Source organism: Novosphingobium sp. HR1a (genome assembly GCF_015594425.1).
GTDB lineage: Bacteria > Pseudomonadota > Alphaproteobacteria > Sphingomonadales > Sphingomonadaceae > Novosphingobium > Novosphingobium resinovorum_A.
This window is the reverse complement of record NZ_JABXWS010000096.1, coordinates 13444-36049: the sequence shown is the minus strand read 5'-3', so window position 1 is coordinate 36049 and position 22606 is coordinate 13444. Positions and strand designations below refer to the sequence as shown.

16 protein-coding genes and 1 pseudogene are annotated in these 22606 nt (G+C 63.5%); 10 read left to right on the top strand and 7 right to left on the bottom strand.

Annotation, left to right across the window (positions count from 1 at the left end):
- On the top strand, positions 1–125 hold a 125-nt coding region (locus HWN72_RS32085; protein ID WP_211151682.1), incomplete at its 5' end, for a transposase.
- A 534-nt stretch (positions 126–659) separates the two neighbouring features.
- A complete protein-coding gene (locus tag HWN72_RS25475; RefSeq protein ID WP_211151691.1) occupies positions 660–3155 on the top strand; it encodes a TonB-dependent receptor in 2496 nt (831 codons plus the stop codon).
- 127 nt (positions 3156–3282) lie between these two features.
- On the opposite strand, the gene HWN72_RS25470 is transcribed toward HWN72_RS25475, so the two are convergent.
- Together HWN72_RS25470 and HWN72_RS25465 are read right to left on the bottom strand one after the other, a co-directional pair.
- Positions 3283–4482: an MFS transporter gene (locus HWN72_RS25470; RefSeq protein ID WP_036531188.1), complete on the bottom strand. Its 1200-nt coding sequence runs from the start codon at positions 4480–4482 to the stop codon at positions 3283–3285.
- A gap of 108 nt (positions 4483–4590) precedes the next feature.
- Entirely contained in the window at positions 4591–5298 is a 708-nt protein-coding gene (locus HWN72_RS25465; RefSeq protein ID WP_051587259.1) for a TetR/AcrR family transcriptional regulator, read from the bottom strand.
- A 220-nt stretch (positions 5299–5518) separates the two neighbouring features.
- Between HWN72_RS25465 and HWN72_RS25460 the strand changes: the two genes are divergently transcribed.
- The 8 genes and pseudogenes from HWN72_RS25460 to HWN72_RS25425 all read left to right on the top strand — a co-directional run bounded on the left by HWN72_RS25460 (position 5519) and on the right by HWN72_RS25425 (position 14041).
- Entirely contained in the window at positions 5519–6733 is a 1215-nt protein-coding gene (locus tag HWN72_RS25460) for a CaiB/BaiF CoA-transferase family protein (protein ID WP_036531190.1), read from the top strand.
- Positions 6733–7962: a thiolase family protein gene (locus tag HWN72_RS25455; RefSeq protein ID WP_051587260.1), complete on the top strand. Its 1230-nt coding sequence runs from the start codon at positions 6733–6735 to the stop codon at positions 7960–7962. Before HWN72_RS25460 ends, HWN72_RS25455 begins: the two co-directional genes overlap by 1 nt.
- 7 nt (positions 7963–7969) lie before the next feature.
- The gene (locus HWN72_RS25450; protein ID WP_162177445.1) at positions 7970–8428 is read left to right on the top strand and encodes a Zn-ribbon domain-containing OB-fold protein; all 459 of its coding nucleotides are present in this window, start codon (positions 7970–7972) and stop codon (positions 8426–8428) included.
- On the top strand, positions 8425–9612 hold the full coding sequence (locus tag HWN72_RS25445; RefSeq protein WP_051587261.1) for an amidohydrolase family protein: 1188 nt from the start codon (positions 8425–8427) through the stop codon (positions 9610–9612). The genes HWN72_RS25450 and HWN72_RS25445 overlap by 4 nt, the downstream gene beginning before the upstream one ends.
- A gap of 12 nt (positions 9613–9624) precedes the next feature.
- Positions 9625–10629, top strand: a complete 1005-nt coding sequence (locus HWN72_RS25440) for a phytanoyl-CoA dioxygenase family protein (protein WP_069709410.1) — start codon at positions 9625–9627, stop codon at positions 10627–10629.
- A gap of 70 nt (positions 10630–10699) precedes the next feature.
- Positions 10700–12031, top strand: coding sequence for an LLM class flavin-dependent oxidoreductase (locus tag HWN72_RS25435; RefSeq protein WP_036529858.1), 1332 nt, complete (start codon positions 10700–10702; stop codon positions 12029–12031).
- 234 nt (positions 12032–12265) lie between these two features.
- Positions 12266–12570: pseudogene (locus HWN72_RS25430) on the top strand (transposase); the annotation flags it as partial.
- A gap of 370 nt (positions 12571–12940) precedes the next feature.
- Positions 12941–14041 carry a glycoside hydrolase family 43 protein gene (locus tag HWN72_RS25425; RefSeq protein WP_036529862.1) on the top strand — a complete coding sequence of 367 codons (1101 nt, stop codon included), beginning with the start codon at positions 12941–12943 and terminating at the stop codon, positions 14039–14041.
- 32 nt (positions 14042–14073) lie between these two features.
- Here the strand turns inward: HWN72_RS25425 and HWN72_RS25420 are convergent, their stop codons facing one another.
- From HWN72_RS25420 to manD, 5 genes are all read right to left on the bottom strand, one after another.
- Positions 14074–15306: an SGNH/GDSL hydrolase family protein gene (locus HWN72_RS25420; RefSeq protein WP_036529873.1), complete on the bottom strand. Its 1233-nt coding sequence runs from the start codon at positions 15304–15306 to the stop codon at positions 14074–14076.
- Positions 15307–15385: 79 nt separating this feature from the next.
- Positions 15386–18268: a TonB-dependent receptor gene (locus HWN72_RS25415; protein ID WP_083274776.1), complete on the bottom strand. Its 2883-nt coding sequence runs from the start codon at positions 18266–18268 to the stop codon at positions 15386–15388.
- 133 nt (positions 18269–18401) lie between these two features.
- Positions 18402–20078 (bottom strand): DUF5597 domain-containing protein, encoded by a 1677-nt coding sequence (locus HWN72_RS25410; protein ID WP_036529865.1) that lies wholly within the window; start codon positions 20076–20078, stop codon positions 18402–18404.
- Between the two features lie 21 nt (positions 20079–20099).
- On the bottom strand, positions 20100–21383 hold the full coding sequence (locus tag HWN72_RS25405) for an MFS transporter (protein WP_036529874.1): 1284 nt from the start codon (positions 21381–21383) through the stop codon (positions 20100–20102).
- A gap of 5 nt (positions 21384–21388) precedes the next feature.
- The gene (gene manD / locus HWN72_RS25400; protein ID WP_036529868.1) at positions 21389–22600 is read right to left on the bottom strand and encodes a D-mannonate dehydratase ManD; all 1212 of its coding nucleotides are present in this window, start codon (positions 22598–22600) and stop codon (positions 21389–21391) included.
- Between the last annotated feature and the right edge of the window lie 6 nt (positions 22601–22606).

Here is a 22606-nt window from a genome sequence, read left to right as displayed (position 1 = left end):
GTTGGGGGCAACGCTTCTGGCAACGCGGCTACTTCTCGACTACCTCCGGCAACATCACCGATGACATCATCATGCGGTATCTCGAAAAGCATACCCACAAGGATGGCTTCAGCCCCGCCGCATGATCCTACCGGCGTCAGCCGGTCAGTCATTCAGCTCAGCCAAGCGACCTTTAGCGATCGTTCAGAAAACGCCGCCGAGTCTAAAACTGAACTAGCAGATGCGTGAAATCGGCGTGGCGATCCTCGCAAGATCACCTCGGTTGGAGGCCATGATTCGAAGGCATCGCCCGATGGTTGGATAGCTTCGTAACTGGTGCAATTCGGGGCCTAAAGCGGCAACGCGCAGGCTTACGCCCGCACCTCACAGGTGCGGCAATTCGATGGCATGAGCATCGCGTCAGTGCCGGGAATTACGGACCCGGCACTTATGTTTCCAAACATTAGTTAGAATTTGTTGACTTGGGCCGCCTGCCCACGCAGTCTGAATGGAAGAAGGCATACCGGACGCATTCTCGTGCTCCGGATTTGGCCGAGACGGGAGAGTGGCGATGGCGTGCAATGGGCGGCGCCAAGGCATTGAAGCGATCGCAGGCACGCCCGGAATGTATCTGGCACATCGCTTTCCAATAAAAATCAATATGCCAATGGGGAGATCATATGAATATAAATAGATGGTGTTGTGGCACTGCTCTTTTTGTCCTTTGTACGGCGAGCTATCCTGCTTTTGCCCAGTCGCATACAACGCAGGTCGTCTCCGAAGACAGCGCGGCAGATATCATCGTCACGGCTCGGCGCGTCGAAGAACGACTGCAGGACGTGCCGATCTCGATCACCGCGTTCAGCCAGCAGCAGCTCGCCAATCGCAACATCGTCTCTGCTGGCGACATTGCCATCTATACTCCGTCGCTATCGACCAACAGTAGGTTCGGCGCGGAAAAGACATCCTTCGCGATACGCGGCTTCAACCAGGATGCCGGCGCCGCGCCTTCGGTAGGGGTGTACTTCGCCGATGCACCGGCACCCCGCGTTGTCTCCAGCACCGCAGCGGGCAATGGCGCGGGACCGGGGTCATTCTTCGACTTGCAGAACCTGCAGGTTCTCAAGGGGCCGCAGGGCACACTGTTCGGCCGCAATACCAGCGGAGGGGCCGTCATCATCGTACCGCAGCGGCCGACCGATGCGCTTGAGGGCTATGTCGAAGGCTCGCTCGGCAATCACGAGTTGCGCCGTATCCAGGCCGTGGTCAATGTCCCGGTCGCCGACACCCTCCGCGTTCGAGTAGGGCTTGACCGGCAGACCCGCCAAGGTTTCATGAAGAGCGTCTCGGGCATCGGTCCAAGCCATTTCAACGACATCGACTATTGGGCTGGACGTGTCAGCGTCGTCGCCGACATCACGCCCAATCTCGAAAACTACACCGTCGGCACGTACAGCAAGTCCGATACCAATGGTTCGCTGCCGCGCGTGTTTGCTTGCAACCGCAGCCAGGCGGCAACTTCGGCGCTTGTCGCGCTGCAATGCGGGCAAGTCGACAGAGGCTCCGATCGCGGTTTCCATACTGGCGAGGCCGGTCTTTTGTCGCCCTTTCAGAAAGTCGAGCAATGGCAAGTGGTCAACACCACCACCTGGGTTCCGGCTGACACCCTGACGATCAAGAACATCTTCGCCTATTCGCAGTTCCGCGAATCCACGCGAGGGACCGTTTACGGCGAAAACCTTGAGATCGTCAGCGGCCCCAATGCCGGTACCAATGCGGTGCGGGTATTCTCGAACCCGTTTCCCGGCCTCAACACCGCTTCGGGCGCTACGCTTACGGAGGAACTGCAGTTCCAGGGCTCCGCGCTTGGCGATCGGCTGACCTGGCAGGCAGGCGCATACATGGAGCGCAACACCCCGCTGGGCTTTGCCGGGATCGTTTCGACGAACACGGCATCGTGCACCGGAACTGACGCGTTCCTGGGGTGCGGCCCGTTCACTCCCGCCGCAGGTGCGCCAGCGGCAACGACAACGCTGACAGCACGTGTCAACAAGTACTACCTGCAGGACTATGCGCTCTATTCGCAGGCCACGTTCAAGCTCAACAGCAAGTTGAGCGTCACAGGCGGTATCCGTTACACGTGGGATCGTTATCAGCTCACCAGCCGCCAGATGAACTATGCGCCGGTGCCTCCGACCGCCAATCCGCCAGTCGGCTATTGCGTCGATGGCTTTCGCTTCGGATCGCGCGGCAGTGCGACGAACCCGGGCACGCTGACTGTCGAACAGTGCCAGACCCACCTGACCGGGCACTCGCAGGCCCCGACATGGCTGATCGATCTTGATTACAAGCCTGTCGAGGACGTGCTGCTCTACGCCAAGTATGCCAGGGGCTACCGGCAGGGACAGCTCAAGGCGGAAGGCTACGGCCAAGAAGCGTTTGAACCCGAAAAGATCGACAACTATGAAATCGGCCTGAAGACCAGCTGGCGTGGCGCAGTGCGTGGAACGTTCAATATTGCGGGCTTCTACAACGATTTCAGCAACCAGCAGATCACTGCCGCCGGCTTCCTGCGCACGCCCGGGACGACGCCTGCGCAGTTGATCGTCAATGCCGGAAAGTCCACGATCAAGGGCATCGAGGTGGATGCGTCCATCACACCTTTTCATGGTTTTACCCTCGATGCGGCCTATGCCTATCTTGACACTGATGTGAAGTCGCTGACGGTCCCGCCGCCGGACATCGTCTTCTCGGCCATTACGCTGAGCGGCGCGCGGGTTGGCTATCCGCTGACATACTCACCCAAAAACAAACTTACGGTTACTGGCACGTATACGCTGCCGCTGCCTGAGGGCTACGGCAAGCTGTCGGTGGGCGTGACCTACTCGCATATCGATAGCCAGTACGCGAACTATCAGGACACTCCGGCGTTCCTTGCTGGGGCAATCCCGTATGATTACGGAAAGCTGCCCGCGCTCGACCTGGTCAATCTCAACGTGAACTGGGGTTCTGTTGCGGACATGCCGGTGGACCTGGCGCTGTTCGTGACCAACCTCACCAAGCGCAAGTATTACAATGCGACCTTTGGGGGTTATCCCAGCTTCGGCATCGAGGGCGGCGCGGTCGGCGAGCCGCGCATGATCGGCGTGCGACTGAAGTATCGCTTCGGGAACTGAGCAGAACCGGCATGACGCCGGGCTTACTGCCGGAACGGGGAAAGGGCTCCGCCATCGCGCAGCCCTTTTTCGTTGCTCTCTGGATTCTGGATCAGGTGGGCCTCGACGGTCCTCCCGCGCCGTTACCTCACTGTTGCCGGTGTTGTCGGAGGTATCGCCAGCCGATGACGATCAGGCAACCGAAGGCGAGCCCGGATGCCGCATACAGGGTGCCCGAAGGCCCATAGCTGCGCGCCAGTGGCTCCACCATGGCGACGGCGACCGGGGCGGACAGAAAATGCGCTGCCTTGACGATGCCAGCTGCGCGCCCCTGATGAACGGGGGTGACGCGTGAAGACAGGGCGGTCATCAGGTTGGGGACGAACCAGCCGATCCCCAGGCCATAGATCAGCAAACCGGCGATGACCATTGCGATGCTGCCTGCCAATGCCGCAATGAAAAGGCCGACGGCCGCCGTCGCAAAGCTGAATGCGAACGCGGCGTGGGCCGAGATATGGGTGCGGGCGCGTCCATAGAGCATTGCCATCATCGCGCCGGCCAGCGAATCGGCCGTGAGGACCAGGGCGATCGCCGAAGGTCGGATGAGGCCTTTCTCGCGCAGCAGGAACGGCACCTGCACGCTCGGCATGAGCGCCAGGGTGCCGATCGCGAATGCCAGCAGCAGATAGCGAAACGGGAACCAGCCCGGCAAAGTCCGGCGCTCTGCCTGCGCGGATGCGCTGCCCAATGCGTCCGGCGCGCTGGCTTGCAGTCGCAGCGCCGCAGGGATCAGCACCAAGCCCAATGCATAGAGGCCGAACGGCAGACGCCAGCTGATTTCGCCCAAGGCGCCGGCAATCGGGTGCGCGAATATCGCGGTGAACATCGCAACCGATATATGCAGGCCCATCCATCGGGCCCGCGCCACGCCTTCGAGCTGGGTGTTGATCAGCGTAATACAGGCCACCTGGATTGCTGCGGCGCTGACCCCGACGAAGAGCCGCGAAACCAGCAACGAATGCAGATCGCTAAGATAGAGGCCCGCCGTGCCTGCCAGGGCATAAAGGGCCGCCGCTGCGATCAGCACCGGCCTGATGCCGAACCGGTCGATCAGGAAGCCGACCGTCGAGGCGCCCACGACCATGGCCAGCGCGACAGCACCGACTAGCTGTTTGACCAGCATATGGTCGCCGGGCCCCCGGGCAAGTGCATGGTCGATCTGCGGCAGCACCGACGCAATCGCCATGAGCGCCAGCGAGGCGATCAGGCCTCCCGCCAGGATCACGACTTTCGTGGCGGTATCGAGCGCAGCCGACGTCTTCAGAAATCCATCGTCCCGGGCAGCCATGGCAATCCTCTCTCAGGCCACCTTGCACGGCGGTAGCTCATGGAGAGAAGTCTATCAGTAGCCCAGAAACTGAACAAGCGTTTGATTGTTTGTTGCTAGCGAGTGGGATCAGCCGCCTCGGGACCCGGGGTAACCGGGCGGCCAGGGGATGGGCGCGGTGATCCGCTCTGGTGTCCGCACGACGCGCAGCACGTAGTTCACGTAAAAGGCGCCAAGTTCCTCGCGTGACAGGATTCCGGCGGCATCGATCGTGGCCGGATCGTCATGCAGATACCAGTCGGCGCCGGTATTGAGCATGCGGATCATCGTTGAAAGGGTCAGGAACACATTGATGTCTTGGCTGAAATAGCCTTCCGCCATGCCCTGCTCAATCAGCGCGCGCCAGACGAGGTAGTGCTCCCTTCGCCCCTGCAGGACGTAAGCGAGATCCGGATTGGCCCGGAAGTAGGCCCGCTCTTGGTGGAGAATCGCGTGGACCTCCTGGTGTTCGGTCAATTCCTCCACGTCGAAGAAGATCAGCGCGACAAGCTTGGTTTCCGGGTCGGCGTCCCGGCGATGGATTTCCTGCGCGCCGTCGCTGAGCCGCTGCACGGCATCGCGCACGGTTTCGTGGAGCATCTCCTCTTTGTTGGCGAAGTGATAGTAAAGGCTCCCTGCGAGCAATTCGACGTCGTCGGCGATCTGGCGCACTGTCGTCGCTTCGAACCCGGATGCGGCGAACCGGCGTCGGGCGGCGTCGAGGATGCGCTGGCGGCGCTCGCTACCCTTGTCGGTCGGCGGATGGATGGATGCATCCTTCCGGGGCTTGCCGCTCATGAACCGCCTCCGCGATGCTGCGCCAGATGGCGTTGGACAGAGGGCGCGCAGGGCAGAAACATCATCATGGAACCGCTTCTATAGGACGGTCGGCGTCCGGGCCAACACTTGTCTGTGCTTGCGAGAGGAAAGGGCGGGGTCAAGAAATCCCTTGCATATAAAAACAAACGCTTGTTAGAACTTGGCGAAGAAGGCTATGATCGATGCGAGGAGGAGCGGGATGAAAGAGGTGTTTTCCGGGGTTAGGATCATCGAACTGGCCCAGTTCGTGTTCGTGCCCGCCGCTGGTGCGTTGCTTGCCGATCACGGGGCTGAAGTGATCCACGTCGAAACCGTCGGAAGCGGCGATCCCTATAGATCGCTCAAGATTGGCGACGGCCGCGAAACAGGGTCGGCCAATCTTTCGCTGGAACAGAACAACCGGGGCAAGAAGTCCATCGCGATCGACCTCAAGACTGCGGCGGGGCGCGAGGTTCTGCTGCGTCTGATCGATACTGCGGATGTCTTCCTGACCAGTCTTCGTCCCAAGGCGATCAAGGCGTTGCGACTGACGCCCGAGGACCTGCAGGGCCGCAATCCAAAGCTGATCTACGTGCGCGGCAACGGTTTCGGGTTCAAAGGCGCCGAAGTCGACAAGGCGGGTTACGATGCCACCGCGTTCTGGGCGCGTGGCGGCTTCGCGCACGCGCTGCGGCCCAAGGGCATGATCGAACCGCTCAAGCCGCGCCCGGCGCTTGGCGATCATCTGGGCGGCGTGTCGGTCGCTTATGGGATCGCCGGGGCCCTGTTCAAGCGGGCGATGACAGGCGAGGCGGCAGTCGTCGACGTGTCGCTGCTCTCGACGGCGGTATGGGCGCTTTCGGCGGATGTGGTGGTGAGCCAGACCCAGTCGCCCGAACAGCACGCCCATGTCGGCAATCCGACGCGGGCGCCGCTGCGTTATCCTTACCGGACAGCCGACGATCGCTTCATCCAGTTGATGTTCCTGGATCCCGATCGCTACTGGCCAGCACTGTGCCACAATATTGGCCGCGCCGACCTGTTGCAGGATAGCCGCTTCGCCACCGATCCGGCACGCGCCGACAATGGTGCCGATCTGATCGAGGAGATTCAGGCGACGATCGGATCGCGCGACTGGCTTGAATGGAAGCCTGTGTTCGATGCCTGGGATGCGCCGTGGGAACTGGTACGCACCATCCACGAGGTTGCGGTGGACCCGCAGGTCGAAGCGAACGGACTGCTGTTCGACGTCGCGGTGCAGGATGGCTCCCGGGTCAGACTCGCGGCCGGTCCGGTCGGTTTTGATGGTCGCTATGCCCCGGCGACCCCCGTTCGCGCGCCTCTGCTGGGCGAACATACCGACGAACTCCTGCTCGACGCCGGTTTTTCGCGCGAGGAAATCGGCGACATGTCGCTGCGCTGCGTGGTGCGCTGATGTCCAGGCTGAGCTCCGGTGCGATGCCCAAGGCCGATGCGGGAATGTCCCGCAAGGCGGCGATCGTCGGTATCGGGGAAACCGATCATCGCGCGCTTTACCGGGCGGCGCGGGAAAAGGCGCACGGCTGCCCGCCCGTGTCCGCCGAGGGCCTCGCGCTTGCAGCGTTCGAAAAGGCGCTGGACGATGCGGGGCTGGAGCGCGGGGATATCGACGGGCTCTCGGTCTCACTGATCTACGGCGGTCCGACGACTGATGAACTTGCAGCCCAACTGGGCATCGACCCGGCGTATCGCGTCACCGCATCTGGGCTGATGGCTGGCCCACTGCCGATGGCCTGCGCGGCGATCGCCGAGGGCAGGGCCGATACGATCGCGATGGTCTACGCGGCAGCATCGCGCTCCATCGGGCGTCAATACGGCGGCAAGACCTATTCGGGCGGAGAGGCGGGCGCGGCTACGCCGACGTCGTATTACTATTACCATCCCTGGGGCTGGAGCAGCCAGGCGGCGCACTGGGCGCTGATCGCGCAGCGCTACCTCGAAGTGTACGGCTACGACGAGGCGGACCTGGGCGCGGTTGCGGTTCAGCTTCGGGCGAACGCGGCCGCCAATCCGCAGGCGATCATGACGACACCGATGACACGCGAGAATTACCTCGCCTCACGCCCCATCGTGCGGCCCTTGCGGCTATTCGACATGTGCCTGGTCAACGACGGCGCGGTTTGCCTGATCGTACGGCGAGGCGACAAGGCGCGGGATTGTACAAAACCCGCCATCGATGTCGCCGGCTGGGGGGAATCCAGGGCCCGGGGCAGCAAGTTGGCGACGCTGGTGTGCGATCGGCTTGCCCCGCAACTGCGCGATGCAGGAGCGCAGGCGCTGGCGATGGCCGGGCTGGACCTTGCCGCGATCGGGCATTTCGAGGGATATGATCCGGCCTCGATCCATCTCGTCAACCAGATCGAGGGCTATGGCTTTCTGGAAGCCGGCGAGGGGCTTCGCGCCTTTCGAGAGGGTAAGATGGCGGTGGGTGGGAGCCTGCCGGTCAACGTTGCGGGCGGGATGATGTCGGGCGCCTACATGCACGGCTGGAACCTGGTGACCGAGGCGGTGCGCCAATTGCGCCACGAGGCGGTCGGTCGGCAGATCGCCGGGCTGGAGGCCTCGATGGTCTCGGTCGCGCAGACCGACGTGGCCCACCCGCTGATCCTGACGCGGGCGGCCTGAGATGGTGGTGCACAAGAGACCCGACCGCACCCTGGGGCACGGTAACGACACTTTCTGGGCATGGTGCGACCGGCAGGAACTGCGCCTGCCGCGCTGTACCGGCTGCCATACGCTAGCCTGGCCGATCGAGGCCGCCTGCACGACCTGCGGCGGCGAGGGCTTCGCATGGGAACGGCTGTCGGGCCGGGGTGCCATCGCCAGCTGGTGCACGTTCGAGCGTGATTACTACCAGGGGCAGTTCCCGATGCCGTGGGACTGTATCCTCGTCGAGCTTGAGGAAGGGCCGCTTTTCATCGCCAATCCCGCCGGGATGACCGGGCAGGGCATGCGGCTGGGCCTGCCGGTGCGGCTAGCCTTCCTCGGTTGCGAGGACGAGGCCGGACCGTTCAACCTGCCTGTCTTCGAGACCGACGAGCGCGCCGACAGGCCTGCTCGAAGCCATCCAACCGAGGAGTTGATACCATGACCGTTCTGGAAAAGGTCGATGCTAATCGCGCGATCGAGGCGGCACCGCGTGTTGCCGATTATGTCGTCGATGCCGACGTCCACGTCACGCCGCCGCCGCAGATGTGGAAGGAGTATCTTTCGCCCCAATTCCGCGATCAGGCACCCACTGTCGAAACAGTTGGCGATGTCGACTACATAGTCTTCGAGGGCCAGCGCAAGCAGGTCCACCTGATGCAGAGTCAGGCCGGGCGCAAGACCAGCGAGTATAAGAACGTCGGCAAATTCTCCGACATGCGGCTGGGGGGCTGGCAGGCCGAAAAGCGCATCGAGGACATGGACCGCGATGGCATGGACAAGGCCGTGCTGTTCGGCGGCGGGCCACTACAAACGGGCAACCTCGACTTGTTCTTCGACAGTTTCGACGCCTTCAATCGTTGGCAGTCGGACTTTTGCGCTCACGCCCCCAAGCGCCTGTTTTCGGCCGCCTTCCTGCCCACGGTGGACGTGCCGACGACGGTCAGGATGATGCACGAGGCCAAGGTGCGCGGGGACGTCGCGGTCAACATTCCCGCCTTCCCGCAGTCTATCAAGAACTTCACAAAGATGAGTTCGATCTGGCAGGCAATGACCGGCGATGTCGGCGGCGAGCGGCAGTATCGCGATGCCGAGTTCGACCCTATCTGGGCCACCGCGCAGGAGCTGGACCTGGCGATCACCTTTCATCTGGGCGCGCGCATCTCGCGCTACAAGGACAAGACCAATTTCCTGCCGGACGTCCCGATGGGCAAGACGGCGATGCTCGAAGTCGTCTCGATCATGCTCTACGGCGGTGTGTTCGATCGCTTTCCCCAGTTACGGATCGGCCTGATCGAAAGCGGCGTGGGTTGGATTCCGTGGGCTTGCGAATACATGGACCGCACGTGGGAGATGCAGCGCCACTGGACCGAATGCGACATCAAGCATCCGCCCAGCCACTACTTCGACCAGAACGTCTACGCCTCGTTCATTTCCGATCGGATCGGCATCGAACTGCGTAACCGGCCCGGTTGCCGCAACATCATGTGGTCGTCGGACTATCCCCATTCGGAAACAACCTTCCCGCACAGCCACGCGGTGATCGCTGACAACTTTCGCGACGTGCCGCAGGCCGATCGCGACTGGATCATCGCGGGCTGCGCGGAAAAATTCTTTGGGCTTGGATGAGGCGAAGGCACGATGAAAATAGATGAACTACCCGATTCAGCCCCGCTGCTGACGGACCCGGAAGCGCTGCGGCAACGCTGGCGCGAAGACGGTGTCCTGTTCTTCAGGGACGTGATCGACCGCAATGCGATTGCCAGGGTTCGCGACGAGTATCTCGCACGGCTCAAGGATCTGGGCGTGGTGGATGCCTCATCGAGCGGCCCCGACTGGAACGGCAAGGATCGGGTGGACGGCGCCTTGGCACGGCCAATCGCGGACGATGTGTGGCGAAGCCTGGTGGCAGAACCCTCGTTCGATGCGGTGGTCAGCACTTTCCTGGGAGAAGCACCGACCTGGGTGCCTATCGTGGTCCATCGCACGGCGCCGCCGCTGTCACCCGGGACCAGTGCCGAGACGTTCGGAGCGCGCCACCAGGACGGCATCTACAATTATGGGATCGACTTCGTCACCTGCTGGGTGCCGCTGATGGATATCGGCGACGAAGTCGGCGGGCTGGCGGTGGTGCCCGGATCGCACAAGGCCAGCCTCTATCCGCCCGACGTGTTCAAGGACCCGAACACGCGCGTCGGCATTCCCCCCGACACGATTCCGGATGCCGCCTGGCGCCGGCCGGACTACAAGGCCGGGGATGTGCTCATGTTTCACAGCATGACGGCGCATGCGGGGTTGCCCAACAGGTCCAACAAGTTGCGGCTTTCGATGGACATCCGCTTTCTTCCCGCATCGGCGGCCCCGTTCGTCGGCCGGGTGGTCAGCGCGGACGAGACGCGAGTGCTCCTGCGCACCGAACGCGGCGAGGAGATGACGTTCGTGATCGACGAGCGGACGATCGTGCGCGGGCCGAAAGGGCATCCCGTCACCGGGCGCGACCGCGAGGGCATACTGTTCTGCAATGCCGAGATCATCGTCATGCCGGACGAGCGTGGCCACGCGGTGCTCATACGATCGTCGTCGCGCAAGTACGTCGATCTGCCAGCGGCTTGGTATGAAACCCTGCCAGCCGACTGGGTGCGATAGGTCTGAGGCGGATGCAGGCTACTCCATGATGGCGTATAAAGCATTGTAATAAAAAGAGGATGTCAGAGCGATGAGCCAGGAAAAAAGACAAATGAAGCTTGGCGCCTTTTGTGGTGGCAGCTACCATCAGGCCGGCTGGCGCCACCCCCAGGCAGACATCGGGTTCAGCCCCAGCATCGCCAGTTGGGTGGAACTGGCGCGCAAGCTCGAAGCGGCCAAGTTCGATATGCTCTTCGTCGCCGATACCGCCTCGCCGAGCAATGCGGAAAATCCCGAGGTTTTCCGTCGCCTCAGCGGAGGCGACAATCTCGAACCCATGACCTTGTTGTCAGCGATCTCGCAGCATACCCGGAACCTCGGGCTCGCGGGAACGATTGCGACCTCGTACCGCCCGCCATATGATGTTGCTCGCGAAGTGCTCTCGCTGGACGTGATCAGCGGCGGCCGGGTCGGCTGGAATATCGTCACAGGCCTTTCGCCGGATGACGCCGCACAATATGCGGACCAGACGTTTGTCCCCCAAGTCGAGCGCTACGCCCGCGGCGAGGAATTCGTCGATGTGGTGCTGAAGCTGTGGGAGGCGCTCGAAGTCGGAGCCTACCTGCGCGATCAGGCAAGCGGTATCTACAAGGATACCGACAAGATCCGAACCATCAATCATGTTGGCAAGTATTATCGCGTGCGCGGGCCGCTCAAAGGCGTGGCGTCGCCCCAGGAGCGCCCATTGCTCATCCAGGCGGGCCAATCGCCCGAAGGGCGCGCCATGGCGTCTCGCGTCGCCGAAGCGATCTTCACCGCGCAATCGACGTTCGAACAAGCCAAGTCGTTTCGTGACGACATTCGCAGCCGTGCGGCTGCCTGGGGCCGCGATCCTGATCACGTGAAGGTGTTGCCCGGAGCGCTGATCGTCGTGGGTGAAAGCAGGCAGGAGGCCCAGGACAAATGGGCACAGCTCGAAGGCCTGATCGATCTGCGCGCGGCAATGGCCTCGCTCCAGCTCGCGCTGAAGTCCTACGATTTGAGCGGTTGCGATCTCGATGCGCCGTTTCCGGACGTACCGCCGGAAACGTTGATCAGCCGCGGCGGCCATCACGTCGAAGCTGCGAAGAAGGAGGGACTTACCTTGCGCCAGGTCCTGATCCGCTCTTCAGCCTCCAATGCGCATTCGACGCTGATCGGTACGGCTAGCGACGTCGTCGATCAACTCGAGCACTGGTTCGAAGGTGGAGCCTGCGACGGCTTCAACTTCATGATCGCAGTCAACACGATTTCGCTAGATGACCTCGTCGAGAAGATTTTGCCAGAACTGCGCCGGCGGGGTCTTTTCCGCACTGAATATGAAGGCAGTACCTTGCGTGAAAATTTAGGCGTTCCCGCAGCGCCTTTGCCTATCCTGAATTGACGGTTGCCGCGGGAGGATTGTGAGTAGGTGAGTTATGAAACGTCTGGAGAGGCAGGAACTCGAAATCCGAAAGCTTTTTCAGGCGACTGCAGGCGGTGGGCGACCTTGGGGAAGGAGCGTTTCTACCGCCTGCAGAGCGCCGCTGATTCCACGGTATAGTTTAAGAGACTTCACTGATTAGGGCCTGGCGGGTCAAGCGGCTTCGAAGGTCGGCAGCACAAGCCGGAAGAGTTTATCGGCAAGCTGCGTGAAGTTGAGATTGTGCTGGCGCAGGGAGCGAGCACGGCTGAAGCTTGCCTTCGGATCGCGGTCAGCGAGCAGACCTATTATCGCCGGCGGAAGGAATACGGCGGCCTGAAGACCGACCAGGCGCGGCGGATGAAGGATGTGGAGAAAGAGATCCAGCGTCTTCGCCGAGCGATCTCGGACATGGCGCTGGACAAGTTGATCCTGCAGGAGGCTGCCAAGGGAAACTTCTGAGCCCTGCGCGACGGTGGCGCTGCATCGATCATTTACTACGAGAGTTTCCGGTAGCCGAGATGAGTGGATTACTGCGGGGTACTCGCCGCCATCTACGGTCTTCTGCCTGCGGTCGAAACGCGAGGCGCCAGCCCTTTTTTGCCGTTGGGCATGTCCAATAGTGTTGCGACGACCGGCTGAGTCCGCACAGCGATGCCTGACGCCGCCTTTCCAGCCCCCATTAATCGACGACGGAGGCCATCCCCAGCCAGGCGCCAATGGAGCGCAACCTTTGGAAGTTGGCTCGCGCTTTTACGACTATCGGAAAGGCGGTCGAGCCGGTTATGGTCTACGGCCTCCATTCTCCACGATGTTCGATAAACGCTTGCAAAATCCCAACTTTAAATGATAGCGCTATCTTGCTGTAATAAGTATCTTGCGGGAGATCGTATGCCAAGGAAATTCAGCTTATTGCCTTTGCTCGCGCTAGCATCGTGCATCGCCATCGTAGGCTGTTCGAAAGAAGCGCCTTCCAACGACGCTGTGAAGCATGTCGAGGCGGACAAGTCGAAGTACCTCTCGCAGCCGCTCGTCAGCGAGATCTACACGGCGGACCCGTCCGCGCATGTGTGGAACGGCAAGATCTACGTCTACCCCAGCCATGATGTCGACGGGCCGACGCCCGAGGACGACCTCGGCAGCCACTTCGAGATGCGCGACTATCGCATCCTGTCGATGGACAAGATCGGCGGGCCAGTGACGCTCGGCCCGGTGGCGCTCGACGTAAAGGACGTGCCCTGGGCCGAGAAGCAGATGTGGGCGCCGGATGCGGCATTCCGTAACGGCACGTATTACTTGTACTTCCCGGCCAAGGACAAGGCGGGCGCCTTCCGCATCGGCGTCGCCACCTCCAAGAGCCCGACCGGGCCGTTCAAGGCGCAGCCGGAGCCGATCAAGGGCAGCTACTCCATCGACCCGGCGGTGTTCACCGACGAAGACGGCGAGAGCTACATGTATTTCGGCGGTATCTGGGGCGGCCAGCTTCAGCGCAATGTCGACGGCAAGTACGATCCCAACGGCTCGAAGACCGACCTTCAGGCCGATGACAAGCCCGCGCTGCTGCCGCGTGTCGCGCGCATGAGCAAGGACATGCTGGAATTCGCGGAAAGCCCCCGCGAACTGCACATCGTTGACGAGAAGGGCAAGCTGCTGCTGGGCGGCGACCACGACAGGCGCTTCTTCGAAGCGGCTTGGATGCATAAGTACAAGGGCAAGTACTACTTCAGCTACTCAACCGGCGATACGCATTTCCTGGCCTACGGGATCGGCGATTCGCCTTATGGGCCGTTCACCTACAAAGGCCGCATCCTCGAGCCGGTGGAGGGGTGGACGACGCACCACTCGATCGTGCAGTGGGACGGGCGCTGGTGGCTGTTCTATGCCGACACGCAGCTATCGGGGCAGACCCGCCTGCGTAACGTGAAGGTGACCGAGCTGTATTACAACGCCGACGGGACGATCAGGACGATCGACCCGATGATCCGGCGGTAAAACGAAAGGGGCGCCCGGTCGGCGCCCCTTCTTCATTTCAGCAGCTGCAAGGAGACGGCCTCGCCCATGGCCTTGTAGCCGGCAGGGTTGGGATGGATTGCATCGCCGCCATCGTAGGCCGGGTTCAGGTGATCGGGACGCGCAGGATCGCGCATCGCCGCGTCGAAGTCGATCACCGCGTCGAAGTGGCCGGGCGTGCGAATCCAGGCGTTGATCGCCTGCCGATCGGCCTCGCTGGCGGCGGCGGGATGGTAGTACTCCATGCCCATGAACGGCAGCAAGGTGCCGCCGTAGACCTTGATCCCTCGCGCATGCGCACGCTCCACGATCTGCCGGTAGGCGGCGGTGACCCCGGCCACGAGCGCGGCGTGGACCTCGGGGGTGGCAGGCGCGTCGCGGGTCAGCATGCCGATGTCGTTGATGCCCTCCAGCACGATCAGGTCGGTGACGCCGTGCACCGAGAGCACGTCGCGATCGAAGCGCGCCACCGCGTTCGGGCCGGTGCCGTCGAGCAGCACGCGGTTGCCGCCAATGCCCTGGTTCACCACCGCGCTCTTTCCTGAAAGGCGGCGGGCCAAAACGTCGGTCCAGCGATCGTTGCCGTTGGTGGTGGAGCCGCGCCCGTCAGTGATCGAATCCCCGAGAGCGACGATGGCGCTGGCGCCGCAGCGGCGCATCTCGACGCCGGAGAGCATATACCAGTGATCGGTCGTCGCCGCGCCCGCGAAGGCGGTATCGCTCGTCCGGTCGCCGCTCAGCCAGTACGAGGTGGCGCGTGACCCCGGGTGGCCGGTCTGCTGCACCGGCAGCGCCGCGAAGTGCAGCGACACGGCGAGATCGTCGAATGCGGCGACGGGCATGCGGACGGGATCGGAGAGCCAGTCGGCGCCTGCGGGGACGACCACCCGCTCCTTGCCCGCGAAGCGCAGCGGCACAGAGGAACCGGCGGTGAGTGCGGGGTGCTGCGGGGAAGCCGCGCGCGCCAGCCTGGCGCTTTCGATGACCAGCGGCGCCTCGCCGAAGGCGTTGGAGAGACGGATGCGCAACTCGCTTCCGGCGATCGATGGGCGCACGATCTGGCGCAGGGTAACGTCGCGGCGGGCGGCTTCGGGCAGGCGGTCGTCACCGTTCACCGGCATCTGCGAAGAACCCCATGCGGCGGTCCATGGGCATTGCGTGGCTGCAGGTGCAGCCATGACGGGAAGCGGCGCGGCGAGTGCGAGCGCGGCGGTTAGAGTGGCGGCGAAAGCGGCTGGGTGCAGCATGTCTGCCATGAAAACGAAGTCTCCCGAAAAAGAAAGAGCCGGCACAAAGGCCGGCTCAGTGGGTAGGGTAGGGAGGAAATCAGAAGTTGGCCCTGATACCGGCCAGTACCTGACGGCCCGGCTTGTAGACCGAATAAGCCGCGTTCGAGTATTCGAAGGTGGTGCGGATCACTTCGTTAGTGATGTTCAGCACATCGAGCGTCAGGCGCACGCCGTCGTTGAGGAACGGCAGCTGGTAACCCGCCGACATGTCCAGCTGGCCGCGCGCGTCGTTGCGCAGCGAAGCGTTGGCGATGCCGTTCTGCGGCTTGTTCACGGCGATAGACTTGTCGTTCCAGACGTAGTTCACGCTGATCGACAGGCCGTTGTTCTCGTAGAAGCCCTGGAGGTTGTACGAGTACTTCGACACGCCGGTGGCGACGAGGCCTGAGGACGAGGACTGCTTCAGGTACGTGCCGTTGGCCGAGAAGCCGAGGCCCTTGATCAGGAAGTCGAGCGGCTGGACCCAGGTGGCTTCCAGACCCTTGATCTTCAGGTCGCTCAGGTTGACCGGGCGGTTGACCGTGATCGGCAGGTTGTTGACGGCGATGCCGGTGGCGGCCGAACGATCATTCAGAGCGTTCTGCTGCGTCGAGAGCAGGCTGTCGAAGGGGATGTTGAGCGAACCGAAGGTGACTTCGTCCGAGGTGGTGACGGTGAAGCCCTGGATGTTCTTCATGAATGCAGACAGGCCGATGTAGCCGATGCCGCCGGTGTAGAGTTCACCGCCGATATCGTAGTTGTCGGACGTGTAGGGCTTCAGGTCCGGGTTCCCCGCCGTCGCCGTCAGCGCCGACGGATCGGAGAAGGTGATGCCCGGCAGGATCTGGCCGGCATCCGGGCGGGTCATCGTCCGCGACGCGGATGCGCGCAGCTTGATGTTGTTCGCCAGGTCGTAGGTCAGGTTGATCGAGGGCAGGAAGTTCTCGTACTTCGACTTGGAGGTGATGTCGATGATCGAGGTGCCGACCTGGCTCGGCCCGGTGACGATCTGGTTGGTGTGCGCATAACGCATGCCAGCGTTGATGTGCAGGTCGCGGCCGGCGATCGAGGTCACGCCGTTCAGCTCGAAGTAGGCGCCCATGACCTCTTCGTCCATGTCGCCGGTCGCGCCGCCAGTCACGGCCCCGCGCGTTTCAGGTGCGCTGTCGCGATAGCTGGCGTAGTTGGTCGCGCTCTTGATCGCGTCGAAATTCGGCACGATGAAGCCAGCGACCGACGAGCTGTTCAGGTACTGCGAGATTTCGCCGGTTGTGATCGAACCGGTGTTGCCGGTGCAGCCGGTGCCGCAGACCGACAGCTGGTAAGCGGTGCTGTTGTCGTAGGCGCGGATCGAGCGGGTCGCACGGTCATAGGCCGCGCCGACCTTTACGTTGAACATGTCGTCACCGTACGTGACGTCGAGGTGCGCGCCCTTGGTCTCGGTCTTGCGGCGAACGAGCTGGATGTTCTGGCGATACCATTGCCAGGTGCCGCTGTCGGGGTCGTTCAGGTCGATGTTGCTGGTGATCGACGGATAGGAACCGCTCGTGTTGTCGTAATAGACGTCTACGCCTGACTGCGGAGTAGTCTGGAAGGCCCAGGTCGGCTGTTCGCGGAAGAAGCTGCTCTTCGAATAGTTCGCGCTGGCCTCGATCTTGAGATCGTCAGTCGGCTGCCAGGTCACGCTGGGGTTGATGTTCCAGAACTTGGTGGTCTGCTTGAACAGGCTGGCTTCGAGGAAGAACGACGAGTTGGCGAACGTGCCGCTGGTGACGACGTTGTTGTCATCCACTGTCAGGTCGATCGGGATCATGCCGCCGGTCGACTGCGCGCTGGTGCCGGGGCCCGAGTTGCGGACCTGCCAGTTCATGTTGACCTTGCTGTAGTTGCGCTGCGACTTGGCCCAGAGGCCGTCGAGCGCGAAATGCAGCTCGTCGCTGGGGCGCCATTCGAGCGACGCGAGGGCCGACACGCGCGAACGGGTGCCTTCGGTCAGGCTCTGGCGGCCGAGGCGCGGGATCAGCGCGGTGCTGAGCTGGTCGGCGGTCAGGCCGGAGGTGGCCACCACATCGACGGGAGCGCCGGGGGTGAGGCCGTGGCCCGCATTGGCGGGAACGACCGAAGCCCACGAGAAGTTGTTGCCGCCTTCGTCAGTGCAGTCGGTGCCGCAAGGCAGGTTGCCATCGGTCCAGCCGACCGACTCGAAGCCCTTCACGCGGGTCTTGGTCTTCACGCCGGCAACGCCGACGAGGATGCCGAAAGTGTCGGTGGTGTGGCTCGCCACGATCGCGCCGCGCGGGCTGAACTTGTCGTTGGTGTCGGTGTACTGGCCCTGCGCCACCACCGTGACGTGGGTGCCTTCCTTGTCGAAGGGCCGCGCATTGCGCAGGTTCACGGTGCCGGCAATGCCGCCTTCGAGCGTCGAGGGCGACGGGCTCTTGGCGAGGTCGAGACGGGTGAACAGTTCCGAAGGGAAGAAGTCGAGGTCGACTTCGCGGTTGGCGCTGCCGCCGTTGGTGCCGCCATCGGACGCCACCTGCAGCTGCGAGCCGTTCAGCAGCACGCGCGTGAAGCTGGGGCCGAGGCCGCGGATGGCGACTTGGGTGCCTTCGCCGTTGATGTCGCGGTTGAGGCGCACGCCGGGCATGCGGTTGAGCGTTTCGGCGAGGTTGGTGGCGGGCAGCTTGCCGATGTCCTCGGCGAAGATGCTGTCGCCGAAGGTCACCGCGTCGCGCTTGGCGTTGGTCGCGCTCTGCAGCGAGCCGCGGATGCCGGTGACGATGATGTCAGGGGCAGTGGCGCCGGAATCGTCCACGGATTCACTGGTGGTCTGTGCCTGCGTTGCCGCGGCGTCCTGCGCCTGCGCGGCAGTGCCGACGAACGGGGTGAGCGCGGCAGCGCCCAGAAGAACGGCACGGACGGTCACGAAATTGGGTCGCATGATATCTGAACTCCCTCCCAAGCGCCTGCTGCCCTCTGCTTAGTGGCTCGCAGGAAGCGCTGTCGTTGCTAGCGCTATCATTTTTACATATTCCTGTGGCCGACTGCCGTCAAGAACAATGATAGCGGTATCTTTACTTGTAGGTGTAGAGCTTCACCCGCTGGATTTGCCATTGGCCCGGGAACAGCCGGATATGGCGGCCCTGGTGAGTCTGGTCACCGTTGAGCAGGCGGCCGGGCACCCATTTTCCGGCGGCGTCATAGTGGCCTTCCCAGGCCGAATCGATCCCTGCAAGGGCTCCGCCGTCGGCGCGCGGCTTGAAGGTCACGGTGATGCCTTGGCCGGCGATCAGGTATTCCTCGGGGCTGGTCTGGATGATGATGCCGCCCGCCGCGGCGACGGCGGCATTGGCGGCCTTGCGCTCCTCCGCCCCGGGATTGGCGCCCGGCTTGGGGGCATCGACATAGCTGATGGTGAAGCGATAGGGCCCGACGTCGCGCGTTTCCGGCTCGGCGACAAGGGTTTCGTCGTAGAGCTGGCGCGGCTTGAAGCCGACCATACGATCGGTGCCCTGCGCGTCGAGGATATAGGGCTTGAGCTGCTGCAGCACGCCGTAGGCATCCTTGAGCGCGCCGGGGTTCTCGTCGATTGAATCGATCGAGAACGGGCCGAAGCCGATCGCGTCGAGCTGGCCGATGGCATAGAACGCGTTCGCCGGGGCGATGGGATTGTCGGAGTTATGCGCCTCCGGAATGAACAGCACGTTGTCCGGCCGTTTGTACCCGTTCACGATCTCCACGAAGTTCGGGAAGTAGATGTCGGGCGCCAGGAAATCGAGGTGCGGGGCGCCTGCCTTCCAGACGTCGAGCAGGTGCGGCAGCGGGCCGCCGCTGGGGTACTCGCCGGGAATCCGGCCCGGCCGGTTGAGCGCCACGTTGACGTACATCGGCAGCGGGTAGGCGGCCTTGCCTGCCGCCGCCAGCTGGTCTGCGAAGCGGGCGTAGTGCCAGGCGGCGAAGATCTCGGCAGAGGTGTCGCCCGCGCCGAACAGGTCTTCCCACGTGCCGCTGGTGCGCGCGCCGCGCTCCACCCACACGCGCTTCATGGCGGGGACCAGCGTGTCCTTGTGCGCGACGAGGTAGTTGACGAGGTCGGTTGGCACCGGCTCGCGGAAGGCGGCGCTGGCCGCCGCGCTGTAGTCGCGTGCGACGGGAAGCATGCCGATCTCGTTCTCGACCTGCACCATCAGTACGGTGTTCTGGGCGGCGTCCACCGCCTTGATGTGCGCCAGAAGCGCGGCATAGGCGCGCTGGTCGGCCTGCAGGGTGTCGCCGCCGAAGGTGGAGAGGATTTCGACGCTCTGGCCATTGGGCATCGCCGCGCGCGGGAAGCGCTGCTGGTCGCGCTTGATCCATGCGGGGACGTAAGTGGACATGGAATTCTTCCACGCGCCGAACCACAGCACCACCAGCTTGAGGTTGTTGGCGCGCGCGGCCTTGATCTGCGAATCGACCGAGGACCAGTCGAACTGCCCCTCGACCGGCTCGATCAGTTCCCACGACACCGGGGTAATCACGGTGTCGAGGTTCATGTCCTTCAGGCGCTTCCAGTGCGGCGCCATGTAGTCCGCGCTGGACGAGGCCGAGTTGCTAAGTTCGCCCGCGATCATCAGCACGGGCTTGCCGCCGACGATCAGCTGCTTCGTGTCGCCCTTGGTCTCCAGCCGGGGTACGTCAGCTTGCGCCGGTGCCGCGAAAGCGAGGGCGGTGGCCAGTATCGAGGTGGCAGCTAGTGCCGTGCGTAAGGTCATCCTGATGCTCCCGAATTTATCTTATGCGTGCGTGGACTGGTAGCGCGGCAGGATCAGGTGGATCACTACGAGCGCCACCAGATAGGCGCAGGAGGCGACGAGGAAGATCGGTTCGTAGCTGCCGATCGTCTCGAGGATCACGCCTGCGAACTTGGCCATAAGCATGCCGCCCACCGCGCCCGCCAGTCCGCCAAGACCGACGACCGAGCCGGTCATCCAGCGCGGCATCGTATCGCCGGGCAGGGCGTAGAGGTTGGCGGAGAAGCCCTGATGTCCGGCGCAGGCGAGGCCGATCAGCGCCACCGCCGTCCACAGGCTGGTGGCCTGCGGGGCCAGCGCGATCGGCACGGCGCACAGCGCGGCCAGCAGCATCGCCGTCTTGCGCGCGCGGTTGAGGCTCCAGCCGCGACCCATCAGGCGCGAGGAGGTCCAGCCGCCGGCCACCGAGCCGACGTCGGCCAGCAGGTACACCGCGATCAGCGGCGGGCCGAAGTCCAGCATCTTGACGCCGAACTGCTTGTTGAAGAAGTCCGGCAACCAGAACAGGAACGTCCACCAGACCGGGTCGATCAGGAAGCGGCCCAGCATGTAGGCCCAGGTCTGGCGCAGGCGCAGCACGTCGCGCCAGCGCACCGGCTGTACCGGATCGATGGGGTCGGCCTCGATCCATGCCAGTTCCTCAGCCGTAAGCGTCTTCTTCTCGCGCGGGCGGCGGTAGAAGCCCAGCCACGCCGCCAGCCAGATCACCGTCAGCGCGCCGGTCAGGATGAAGGCCCAGCGCCAGCCCAGCGTTAGCGCGATCACCGGCACCACCAGTGGCGTCAGGATCGCGCCGACGTTCGATCCGGCGTTGAAGATGCCGATCGCCAGCGCACGCTCGCGCTTGGGGAACCACTCGTTGGTCGCGGCGATGGCGGCGGGGAAAGTCCCCGCCTCACCGATCGCGAGCGGGATGCGCGCCAGCAGCATGCCGCTAGTGCTGGTGAACAGCACGTGGGCGATGTGCCCGAAGGTCCAGAGCGCCACCGCCAGCGCATAGCCCGCACGCGCGCCGATCCGGTCGATCAGGCGCCCGAAGAACACATAGGCGATGCCGTACCCCGCCTGGAACCAGATCGCGAGGTCGGCATAGCCGCTCTCGCTCCAGCCGTAGCGCGCCTGCAGCTCGGGCTTGAGCGTGGGCAGGACCAGACGGTCGACATAACTGAGCACCACCGCCGCGAACAGCAGCGCGCATACGATCCAGCGCACGCGCCCGGCCGGTTTGGCCGGGGCTTGCGTTTCGACGGCGGTGACCGCCTGCATCGTGCTCACCAGTTGTACATCGTGCCGTCTTCGAGACGGTTCACCGGCAGGAAGGCGCGCTTGTATTCGTAGCCGGCGGCCAGTTCCTCGTCGATGTCGACGCCGAGGCCCGGCGCTTCGCCCGGATGCATCATGCCGTTCTCGAACGTGTAGGCATGCGGGAACACGGCGTCCGTCTCGGGCGTGTGGCGCATGTATTCCTGTATGCCGAAGTTGGGCACCGAGAGGTCGAAGTGCAGCGCGGCGGCCATGCAGACCGGCGAGAGATCGGTGGCGCCGTGGCAGCCGGTGCGGATCTGGTAGAGGTCCGCCAGCGCGGCGATGCGGCGCAGATGGGTGATGCCGCCTGCGTGGACGACGGTGGCGCGGATGTAGTCGATCAGCTGGTTCTGGATCAGATCCTTCGCATCCCAGATCGAATTGAAGATCTCGCCCACGGCCAGCGGCGCGGTGGTGTGCTGGCGGATCAGCTTGAACGCTTCCTGGTTTTCGGCAGGCGTCGCGTCTTCCAGCCAGAACGGGCGGTAGGGCTCCAGATCCTTGCCCAGACGGCCCGCCTCGATCGGGGTCAGGCGGTGGTGGATGTCATGCAGCAGGTGCACGTCCCAGCCCAGCGCCTCGCGCGCGGCCCTGAACAGTTCGGGCACGACGCGCAGGTACTTCGAGGTGTTCCAGACGTTCTCGGTTGGCAGGTCGGCGTCGGCAGGCTCGTAGAAATACTTGTCCTTCGAGACGCCGTAGGTCGAGGCCATGCCGGGAACGCCGCACTGCAGGCGGATCGCCTTGTAGCCCTGCGCCTGATAGTCGAGCGCGACATTGATCGTATCCTCGATCGAGGTGCCGTTGGCGTGGCCATAGACCATCACGCCCTCGCGGCTGGCGCCGCCGAGCAGCTGGTAGACCGGGAGCCCTGCGATCTTGCCCTTGATGTCCCACAGCGCCATGTCGACGGCGGCGATCGCGGTCATCGTCACCGGGCCGCGGCGCCAGTAGGCACCCTTATAGAGATACTGCCAGACGTCCTCGATGCGGTGCGCGTCGCGGCCGATCAGGCAGGGGACGACGTGGTCGGTCAGGTAGCTGGCGACCGACAGTTCGCGGCCGTTGAGAGTGGCGTCACCGACGCCGGTGGTGCCGTCGTCGCAGGTGATCTTGAGGGTGACGAAGTTGCGGCCGGGGCAGGTCACGATGACCTTGGCGTCTACGATCTTGGGCATGATGGT